At 50.0% G+C, this 9,792-nt stretch carries 11 protein-coding genes; 9 read left to right on the forward strand and 2 right to left on the reverse strand.

The window, feature by feature from the left end:
• Positions 1 to 46 precede the first annotated feature (46 nt).
• Positions 47 to 445, reverse strand: coding sequence for a hypothetical protein (locus tag VFE46_06145; protein HZZ27572.1), 399 nt, complete (start codon positions 443 to 445; stop codon positions 47 to 49).
• A gap of 3 nt (positions 446 to 448) precedes the next feature.
• Between VFE46_06145 and VFE46_06150 the strand changes: the two genes are divergently transcribed.
• The 9 genes from VFE46_06150 to VFE46_06190 all read left to right on the forward strand — a co-directional run bounded on the left by VFE46_06150 (position 449) and on the right by VFE46_06190 (position 8,237).
• Positions 449 to 847, forward strand: coding sequence for a hypothetical protein (locus VFE46_06150; protein ID HZZ27573.1), 399 nt, complete (start codon positions 449 to 451; stop codon positions 845 to 847).
• Between the two features lie 15 nt (positions 848 to 862).
• A complete protein-coding gene (locus VFE46_06155; protein HZZ27574.1) occupies positions 863 to 3,184 on the forward strand; it encodes a hypothetical protein in 2,322 nt (773 codons plus the stop codon).
• A gap of 68 nt (positions 3,185 to 3,252) precedes the next feature.
• The gene (locus VFE46_06160) at positions 3,253 to 4,428 is read left to right on the forward strand and encodes a hypothetical protein (protein HZZ27575.1); all 1,176 of its coding nucleotides are present in this window, start codon (positions 3,253 to 3,255) and stop codon (positions 4,426 to 4,428) included.
• A complete protein-coding gene (locus VFE46_06165) occupies positions 4,429 to 4,665 on the forward strand; it encodes a hypothetical protein (protein HZZ27576.1) in 237 nt (78 codons plus the stop codon).
• Complete coding sequence (locus tag VFE46_06170) at positions 4,666 to 6,057, forward strand: glycosyltransferase family 25 protein (protein HZZ27577.1); 1,392 nt, start codon at positions 4,666 to 4,668, stop codon at positions 6,055 to 6,057.
• A 25-nt stretch (positions 6,058 to 6,082) separates the two neighbouring features.
• Positions 6,083 to 6,487, forward strand: a complete 405-nt coding sequence (locus VFE46_06175; GenBank protein HZZ27578.1) for a hypothetical protein — start codon at positions 6,083 to 6,085, stop codon at positions 6,485 to 6,487.
• 9 nt (positions 6,488 to 6,496) lie between these two features.
• Complete coding sequence (locus VFE46_06180) at positions 6,497 to 6,901, forward strand: hypothetical protein (GenBank protein ID HZZ27579.1); 405 nt, start codon at positions 6,497 to 6,499, stop codon at positions 6,899 to 6,901.
• Between the two features lie 17 nt (positions 6,902 to 6,918).
• Complete coding sequence (locus VFE46_06185; protein ID HZZ27580.1) at positions 6,919 to 7,479, forward strand: class I SAM-dependent methyltransferase; 561 nt, start codon at positions 6,919 to 6,921, stop codon at positions 7,477 to 7,479.
• A complete protein-coding gene (locus tag VFE46_06190; GenBank protein HZZ27581.1) occupies positions 7,434 to 8,237 on the forward strand; it encodes a sulfotransferase in 804 nt (267 codons plus the stop codon). The genes VFE46_06185 and VFE46_06190 overlap by 46 nt, the downstream gene beginning before the upstream one ends.
• Positions 8,238 to 8,326: 89 nt before the next feature.
• Here the strand turns inward: VFE46_06190 and VFE46_06195 are convergent, their stop codons facing one another.
• A complete protein-coding gene (locus VFE46_06195; protein HZZ27582.1) occupies positions 8,327 to 9,184 on the reverse strand; it encodes a hypothetical protein in 858 nt (285 codons plus the stop codon).
• Between the last annotated feature and the right edge of the window lie 608 nt (positions 9,185 to 9,792).

Below are 9,792 nucleotides of genomic sequence, written 5' to 3' on the forward strand. Positions count from 1 at the left end.
CAAATCGCATTTCTGAGATCCTCTAACGTCAAATCTTTAGGTCCAGTTAAACACCCATCCATTTTGCCTTTCGTCCATAGCGAGGCAGTGTTTTTAAGCTTGCATCTATTTCTTTATTTGCGTCGCCATAGTAACGATCTAACGCCGAATCAATCTTGTGGCTTAATTCGCGACAACTAATGTCTGTTGAATACTCGATTCCCAGTTCATCTGCGAATATCTTTTGTTTTTCGGTTGCAGGTCGATCATGGCGTCGTGAGAAGGTTAGCAGTTCTTCGTTCCGATCCGGTCCGGTATTTATTGATATATGGCTTTCGCAATTAACATTCGGGATTTGAACATCGTGACTGCATTTAAGACAGCGCACAATATGGCCGGCCAAATTAATCCCGGCAAGCATCTGTGCGCCGCAAGTAGGACATTGGATTTTGATGGGCTCATTCATTAAATGCCAACAACAGAAAATAAGATCGACACATTTTCGTTCATCGCCTTAAAAGGTGATATGGAACCGCCGAAGCAAGAATTGCAAATCGATCAACGGCTCGGCGTCGATGGTACGGAAGCAACCGATACCGGACGCCGCGGCCAAAAGTTTAGTCTCCAGAGTCAAGTCGATTGCGATGATTATAACGACGCGGTTACTACGTTTGATTCGTATCGAGATTTAATTACGAGCGACCCCGTCATTGTAATTCAGGGCGGTGTTTCTAGCAATGATCGTGGCTTCAAGTGCCAAGTCTTGGGCGTGAAGCTGGTGCACGCTGCCACTATTATCGGCATCGGCGGTAGTGGGGGCAATGGGTGGCTGGAATGTTCTTGGGAATTGATTGCGATAGCCACTTAGTTTGCCCTTAGTTTAATGAAAAAAATACCATCGCATCGCGTTTATAAACGAACAAATTGGGATCACGAATGGAACGGCCCCGTCGACTATCTGTATGCCGACCAAGTGGTTTTTGCAACCGCCCCTTCAATACCCACGGCTACGCTGAGTTATAACGCTGCGCCCAGAGTGCTTCGCCCAGATAAAGAGGTATTCGATTCCTACGACGAACTCGATCTCCAAGACAAGTATATCAAGATCGAGATCGACCAAGATACCAGCGAGGACTCGTCCACTGATAGTGGCAGCGGCATAACGCAACCTCTCGTCTGGTACGGCATCGTTACCGAAACAGTAAACAATCTTTATGGGGCCAATGGGAGCGACACTGCGCGAAACGTCCAGACATTCCGTTGCATGGGTCTGGAATACCTATTCACCAAAAAGATCCTCGATACCAGCACAGTGATGAAACCGGATGAAACCGAAGTCACGATCCATCGTGCTATCGGCTTCAATCTCGGTGCAGGGGATGAACGAACTGCCGATAAGATTCCCAATGCCAGCGGCAACTTATTTGGCGATGGGGATATTAGCACGGTAACAAACGTTCCGATCTTTGTTTCGAGTCTTCAGCTTGCGGATGCACTGGCAATTAACTCGACCGACATCGACACATCCGCCGATGGGAGTGGTAGTGGTAGCGGTAGCGGTTCCGATCCTGTCAAGGCGTACTTCTGGACCGCGTATGATATTATCAATTATCTGTTCTCGTACCAGCTACCGGCGGATGTAACGGGTGCATTCAAGATTCAATGCGATGTAAATGCCGTCGGCGCGACGCGCAATATTCTCTCGTACGAACCAGCGATTCGCGTGGACGGTAGATCGTTGTACGAGGTGATGACGCTCTTAATGGATCGCCAACGCGGTCTAACGTGGTGGTTGAAAGTGCGGGACGATAACGTTGTGCAACTACAAGTGCAATCGTTCGCGGAGAGTGACATCCCATTGCCGGGCGGAGATACGTTCTATGCCAACGACAATCAAGATAATTGGTCTTTCAAGTCTGATCTACAAGTCCAGAGCCCAATTGCCCTGAAAGTCGATACCGCGCACGTCTATGACAAAGTCGTTTGTCGCGGCGAACGAATTGGTACCTGTTTCACGATCAAAGGCTCTGATTTTGATGGAGGTTGGAATAAGAGTGACGAAGAGAAGTATCTGAGAGGGGCAAGTAAGCATAAAAGCTACAAAGCCGCTGATGCAACGTTCCAAACTCAGCAGTCCGCAAACGAAGCTGTGAGAGCCGATTTCACGCTGCGAAAAGTTTATTCTTATTTCACTTTAGCTGACGATTGGGATGGCAAAGTTGATTCTAAGATTATTTTTCCCGACCCCACTGATAACACAAAGTCGCTGCCTTTTTGGATACCTGGCCTTCGTTTTCATCACAAACTTCCTTTGCGTGAAGGATACGATTATTCAAAAAATAAAATCAAAGACGATGGGCCTGATCCTGAGTTCCCCGACAACGGCCATCCAGAATACTTAGACGCCTTTGGGTTTATCAAGGATGACAGATATAAATACATAGATCGCCTAAATGCACCAAGTAAGTTCCCACTCTATCAACGAGAATGGTCGATTGATTTAAGAACGCAAGATGAGGGGCTTGGGATAATCTTGCACGCCAGCGGCATGCCCCAATTTTTTCTCGGGGCCGGCGATGTAAAACTTGGTTATAACCCAACTAATAAAGATGGCGCGCCAGTCTCAAACGACATTGGCCCCGATGGCGAAGGAACATACACACTCATTGACGCTGATTGTCAAACATGGGGGAGACAGTTTTATACACAGAAAATTGATTATCACGATCTCCAATTCACGTTATTCTTAATCGGTGACGCCTACGCAGAGGGGCAATGGCCGGCGACCGATCCGGCGACAAGCGGGGATCAGTTTGAAGTCAAAGTAATCAACATCCCCAATGCTCGAAAAGATCGCGTTTTACCAGACACAGTTGTACTGCTAGACCCGGAAGGGCAACTCGTTAAATCCAACGGCGGACTAGTGCGCGATGATACTCAGATGCTCCAAGACGTAGCCAAGGTCGCTTTCCAATGGTTTAATACGCCACGCAAGGCGTATGATGTCACACTCAAGAATATTGTGCCGCAAGTGCAACTCGGCCAGCTCATTACCAATAGTAATGGCCGCACTCTCAATTCGGTAGTCACACAAATTGTGATCGATCTCAAACGAAATTCCCATACGATCAAGACTCAATTCGCTGAGTTAGACGGAACTTTCTTTTCCCCGGAACCACGTAAGTTATTGGGGAAGCATCGTTGATTGCGGGAGAGATTGATTCCAGGTTACTCAATTTAGATAGACAAGTTCAGCAGCTTCAGCGTCTGTCTTTGTCCACTAATTTTAGTGGCCAGCTCAAAGCCAGGAACGGCATCCACATTGCCAAGCTGCAGGATGCTTTAACGCCCGGCCACTGCGCCATGGCGCATCTTTGGTCTTGCAAGACTTCCAAGAAGATTGCGAAGGCTGAGGATTGGACGAATACAAAGGAGCTAGTGCTGGTTTGGGATTGGATGCTCAATAGGGGCGATTCGCTACCCAAGGGAAGTAAGGTTGTTGTCGCTTTTTTCCCCGATAACCGCTGGTATGTAATTGGTACAGGTAACGAAGTCGTCAGTTCGAGTTACAGCAGTGGCAGCTCGGGAAGCTCGGGGGGCGGAACCTCGAGAAGCCGCGGGAGCAGCCGAAATGGCGCAAGCGGAAGCGGTAGCAGCAGCGGAAGTAGTTCAACAAGTAGCAGTGCGAGTTCGATTGGCAGCTTTGGGGAAAGTTCGGCCTCCGGCCCCTCGCCGTCTAGCGGCTCATCGACAGCCGGTACTGGCGGAAGTGGCAGCGGTACAAGCAGTGCAACCTCGTCCAACACTTCTGGAGGTAGTAGCGAAAGCGCCGGAGGCAGTCTGCCAGGCGGCGGTAGTGCGATTGGCGGAAGTGGCGGTAGCCATCATGGTGGTGGAGGCAGTGGCGGCGGTTCGGGCTTAGCATGCGGCGGATGTGCCGACGATACCTTGCCCGATGTGATGCAAGCGACCATCACGTTCAATGGAACCGGTTGCGGAACTTGCGCCGCAATGAATGGTTCGTATGATCTCGGCTCGTCAGGCAGCCATAGTTCTTGTTGCGATTGGTCTGCGGGCAATGATTTTGCTCCGCTGGCGTTTACGTGCGATGCTGCTGTCCAGGTAATTTCCATTGATGCGGCAGTTTGCCATTTAACCAGCGAAGAATCTGGCTGCGACGATGTCGTCTTCAGTGCGGGTTATTGGTTATTTGTAACCGTCACGATGGGCTTTCCATTTGGTGGTAGTGTTTTTGAATGGACTTTTGTATATGCCAAAAGTCTCGGGGGGACAAAGCCTCTGTGTGCAGACTTCACTGGGCAGACGGCTGATTTCAAATACTACATCGGTTCAACGGGCTTTTGCGGAACGAATTATGCCGACTTGGAAGGCATCCCTTGCCGGCCCGGCACATCGGTTTCAGTAACGGCAGTTCCAGGCTCGGGCTAAATGATGATTCCCACAACCAAAAATATTTTGAGCAAACGTGCGGGCGGCATTCCTACGGATGGGCTGTGTACCGAATCGATGCTAGTCAATATCAAGTCGCTCATCAATAAACTTGCAAGCCGCGCCCTCACCGATAAGATGAAAAGCGATTGTCAAAACATGCTTACTAACTTCCCAACAACGGACACGATTATTGCCGAGATAACTGCACGGGTTAAGCAGGGGTTGGGAGTGTAAATGTTAGAACGTTGTTATTGTATCAATCTCGACCGGCGAAAAGATCGGTACGAGCAATTCCTGCAGACGCTCCCCTTGGATTGGCCCTTCCCGCAACCTGTTCGATTCCGAGCGATTGACGGTGCTAAGCTTGAGCCACCGGATTGGTTTGGAGCAACGGGTGGACGCGCCGGCGCATGGGGCTGTTATTTGTCGCATCTACGAATTTTGGAAGAGCTGATCCACGAGGGGGCGAACACCGGCCTGATTCTGGAAGACGACGTTACTTTCTGTCCGGATTTTACAAACAAAGTTCAAGAGTTTTTCTCGGCACTCCCCTCGAATTGGGAAATGGCCTATCTCGGCGGTCAATTGCTGTTTACCGGTAAGCGGCCCCCGAAGATTTTGAACAGCAACGTTGTACGAGCCTACAATATCAATCGAACGCATGCCTACGCGATCAATGGTCGCAAGTTTTTTAAGCGGATGTACAAACATCTAACGGATTGGAGCAACTGGTCGAATGGGCATCACGTTGACCACCATTTGGGCAAGTTGCATGGCCAGGATGAATCGGTTGTTTGTTGCCCGCGGCAGTGGCTAGCCGGTCAAGGGGCCGGATACAGTAACATTGCCGGTCGCGAATTCGAGCAAGATCGGTTTTGGGTTGCTCCGATTGTCGCCTCTGGAGGCAAATCGGCCCTGAATAAATTCTGGGTAGGCTCGGCCCCGCAAATCAAAGGTCCAGCTTTCGTCGCCGTGATGGGATTACATAGCAGTGGTAGTTCCGCTTTGGCGGGGATGCTGCATCATCTTGACATTCACATGGGTAATCGGCTCGGGGGTTACTATGGCAGCAACCCGGATAAGAGCTGCGGTTTCGAGGCAGACGGCTTAGCACGGCTCTGCGAGAAAGCAATCCCGTTCCCCAGTTGTATGCCGGCCCAGTCTGACGAGCAAATCGTCGATTCGCTGCGGAAATGGATAGCCCCCCGTTGCAAGGAAGCCCTTAGAAAGAAAACTCTAGCCGGCGGCAAGTATCCAATGTTATGTCGAATGGGGACACACTTGCAGTCTGTGTTGGGTGACTTGCTCCGCGTTATTTCAATCGAACGCCCGATCGAAGAAAGCATTGAGAGCCTACAAAAGCGTGAGCCGAAACGAAACGCCGACGAGTTAGCAGACCATCAACGCTGGCTCGCCGCCGGCCGCGATGAGTTTCTTGAATCGTTCCCGAAGCAATGGCAGCTCACCGTCACTTATGACGACTTAATTCACTCGCCGGGCGAAGTGGCCCGCAACATTTGTCAATGGCTGGGTTATACACCCGAGAGCTATGACGCAGCAATCAATTACATTCAGGCCGATCGGCGGCATATTAACCACGCCGCGGCCCTTACCCCTACTGGTTAATAACAATTCCCCTAAAGGAGATTAAATGGCTAAAAAGTTTAAGCCATTCGTGCCGAGTGCCGACACGATTATTTCGCAGTCACAAACTGCTACCGCAGCGACCAATACGGTAGTCAATATAAATCTTGCCGCCGTAACGAATGAAGTGCGTGGCATCGATATGGTTGACGCTGGCTACGATTCGGCTGCAGCCGCCGGCACGTTGACGATTACCATCGGATCGACGGTTGTTTATCACAAGGATTTTGTCGGAACGATGCCAACCTACGCCCCTCCGCGTTCGTTGTACATCCCGCCGAATACGACAGTGACAATCAGTTTGACGGCGGCAAGCGGCGCGGTTGGCCATATCAATATGGTTCAGCATCCGGCCAATCTTGCGTTGGCCCGTGTAAACGTCTATCCGCATCGAACCGTACTCAGTCACTAGGAGTTTCAATTGGCTAAAAAGTTTAAGCCATTCGTTCCGCCCGCAGTTACGATTGCTACGCAATCGCAAACTGCGACGGCGGCGACGAATACATCCGTCATTATGATCGTGCCGGGCCTGGCAAAAGAAGTGCGGGGCATCGACATGATTGATGCCGGCTATGATATATCCACGGCCGCTGGCATTTTGACCATTTCACTTGGCTCAACCTTGATTTATCAGACGCATTTCATTGGGTCGATGCCTCCATATGCGCCGCCCCATTCGTTGTATGTGCCGCCGAATACGGAAGTGACAATCACTTTGACGAATGCCAGCGGTGCAATTGGGCACATCAATATGGTTCAGCATCCGGCTAATCTGGGTCTGTCACGCTTGAATGTTTACCCGCATCGAACCATATTGGGCCACTAATGGAACATAGACGAACCGTGGGCGGTTTTTGGGAACGCATTGGTTTACTCCAATTCAATTTTCTAAAAACCGCTGGGCTCCAACCGAATGACATTCTTTTGGATGTCGGCTGTGGAGCATTACGTGGTGGTATTCATTTTATCAACTACTTGGATGCCGGCTGTTATTTGGGCATCGACCAAAATGCAGACTTGATTCAAGCGGGTCTAACTTATGAGCTAGGAAAACTGCAGGGGCAGAAAACTCCCGAGTTTGTTGTCTCCAAAGATTTCGAGTTTAGCAAGTTCTCCAAGAAACCAACTTTTGCCATCGCCCAATCTTTGTTTACTCACCTAGATACAACCGACATCGCCAAGTGTTTAACCAATCTCCGTGCCTTCGTTGACCATTGCCAGTTTTACACGACGTTCCACGATGGAGATCCAAACAAAAATCCGCCGCAATCAGTTGCCAAATCCAGGTTTTACTATCCGAATTCGCAGTTGATAGCGATTGGTATCGCAGCGGGCTGGTCTGCACAATTGATCGGGAATTGGAATCATCCGCGCGGCCAAGTGATGATGAAATTTTCGGTATGAAGAGTGGGCCGGATTTTATCATCATCGGTGCACAGAAATGCGGCACAACGTCACTATACCATTACTTAATCCAGCATTCGCAAATTCAATCCCGCAAGAGAAAAGAGCTGCATTTTTTCACGAGCTATTACGGCAACGGGTTAAAATGGTATCAGCAGTTCTTTCGGACTAAGAAGGTTTGTGGCGAATCGACCCCGTACTATTTGTTTCATCCAAACGTTGCGGAGCGCATCGCATTAGCCTATCCCACGGTAAAACTGATCGTTTTACTTCGCGAGCCCGTTGAGCGTGCTTTTTCTCATTACAACCACGAAGTAAGCCGCGGCTTTGAACCGTTGTCGTTTGAAACGGCAATTGCTATCGAGGAAACACGGCTCGCGACTGGGCAGCAATCCGCCTGGCAGCATTATTCTTATGTCGCCCGCGGTAAATATGCGGAGCAGCTCGGGATTTATCGACAATATTTTGACTACTCTCAGATTCTACTTCTGAAATCCGAAGATTTTTTCGCACATCCACAAGCGACCGTTGATCTAGTTACCGAATTCTTAGAGTTGAAAAAGCAACGGATTGCAGACCTCAAACCACAAAACGAGGGTGAGTATCTGAAAGCGGCCATACCATCGGTCGATACTTTGCGAGAACGTTTCGCCGTTGATCTCGCACGCTTGCAAGAGCAGTTCGGCATTACATGGCAACAAAAAAGCCAGTCGACCCTCTCCGAGTCGACTGGCCAACTAGGCTTGCGGACTATCTGACCCTCGCTTTCTTCGTCCGGCAAATAAGGGTCTTAGGACCAGTCGGCCGCTCCAACGGCTGTTGACGTTCAGCGTTGGCAATCGGTGGGTCACGGCCGACTGGCTTCAAGTTCCAGTAACAAATCTTCAACACGGCGTACCAAGCTCGTCGTCCCGCCAAAATTTTGAATAATCTTCTTGGGGTCAGACTTTTGAAAAATCGTGCCGCGAACGTTTTTATTGAGAAACTTCGTTTGCAGAACGATGCGATCAGCGTTCGGTATTGCGATCGATGAAAGTTTATCGGAATTGATAAACAGTAAATCCGCACGTCTCTCGAAGACCGTGCGGATTCGCGGCGCTTGCTCCGGTTGCAGCCCCACAATCAGCAGCTTAGGCCGAATGACTCGCTTCTCTCCACTAATGACGATTGTGGGGATTGTGATCGGTGAAACAGGCCGATTGGCGTCCAGGATTTCTTCAAAAAGCCGTTGATGGGCGAGAGCGGCCAATTGCTCGGCATGAAAAGCCCAGACTAATTCATTGGGCTCGAAGACGGCTGCAATGTCGGCCGGCGACATTAGGTGTAAGATTCGACTACCAAATCTTCTTACAATCTCGTCGTCGCCAATCTCTCGTAGGATGCTTTCTGGGCTATTGCGGCGGAGCCCATCGCATGTATCACGAAGCTGTGCGTTCTCCACGCTTAATTCATGCAACGATTCTTTGAACTGCTTATCCTTGCCCCGAATTCGCCTGAGAATGGCGCTGATTTCGTGGCTATTGCGAATCTCTCGCCTACGGTCCGGCGGTAGGCATTTCTGGCAGTCCCGAACAATCTCCAGGATATGATGTTCGGGGTATTGGCATCGCCTGGAATGGGCTGCTTCTGCCAGTTGATCTAGTTCATCCTCGGACCAGCGAACATGGGCTTTCTTTTCAGGGAGTAGTTCGGCCAAAGTAAGCATCGATGGGTCTCCTTAGTTAAAAACTGCCAAAATGGCAACCATAATGGTCCTATTAGATATGTACCGGACGCCGCGAAAATTCACTCTGTAAGCCGAGAGCTGAGAGGAAATTTTCAACCGGCTACTACTATTCCTAAAGAATGTGCGACGGACGCAAGCACAAATTGGCGGGATTCTTTTCTAACTAGACAGCTAAGAACCGGCATTTTATACTCGTCTCAGATTGGCATACCTTTTACCGAGTTCGCATTACTCGATTTTTGGCATATCTGTGGTCCCGCAGGCCAATCGCGCCGAGCGAAAATGGTCGCTGTACAAGATCATTTAGCTTTGCAACGGTGATGGGAGCGGCGATGCGAAGACGCCCCTGAGCCAAGAGCGTGCTGAGAAGACACTTAAAATCGCTGCGGATTTCGCTGCGGTTTTCTAAACGCCCCTAGTTTCACTCGAGAAAAACGAATGAAGTGCGAGTCCTGTACCGCCCATTAACGCCTGCCAATCACGTCGATTCCGTAGTCGCCGGCCAATCGCCCTACCAACTGGCGTCAGAGCTCTTCCGGAACGGATGACGAAACAGGAATTGGGGCTGGGCGCGGGCGCAAATAACT

It is taken from the genome of Pirellulales bacterium (genome assembly GCA_035656635.1).
Lineage (GTDB): Bacteria > Planctomycetota > Planctomycetia > Pirellulales > JADZDJ01 > DATJYL01.

What these genes read in the sequence shown, in the direction of transcription:
- VFE46_06195 (HZZ27582.1), bottom strand. Translation starts at nt 9,184, where the DNA reads ATGCTTACTTTGGCCGAACTACTCCCTGAAAAGAAAGCCCATGTTCGC.
- VFE46_06175 (HZZ27578.1), top strand. Translation starts at nt 6,083, where the DNA reads ATGGCTAAAAAGTTTAAGCCATTCGTGCCGAGTGCCGACACGATTATT.
- VFE46_06170 (HZZ27577.1), top strand. Translation starts at nt 4,666, where the DNA reads ATGTTAGAACGTTGTTATTGTATCAATCTCGACCGGCGAAAAGATCGG.
- VFE46_06145 (HZZ27572.1), bottom strand. Translation starts at nt 445, where the DNA reads ATGAATGAGCCCATCAAAATCCAATGTCCTACTTGCGGCGCACAGATG.
- VFE46_06165 (HZZ27576.1), top strand. Translation starts at nt 4,429, where the DNA reads ATGATGATTCCCACAACCAAAAATATTTTGAGCAAACGTGCGGGCGGC.
- VFE46_06150 (HZZ27573.1), top strand. Translation starts at nt 449, where the DNA reads ATGCCAACAACAGAAAATAAGATCGACACATTTTCGTTCATCGCCTTA.
- VFE46_06155 (HZZ27574.1), top strand. Translation starts at nt 863, where the DNA reads ATGAAAAAAATACCATCGCATCGCGTTTATAAACGAACAAATTGGGAT.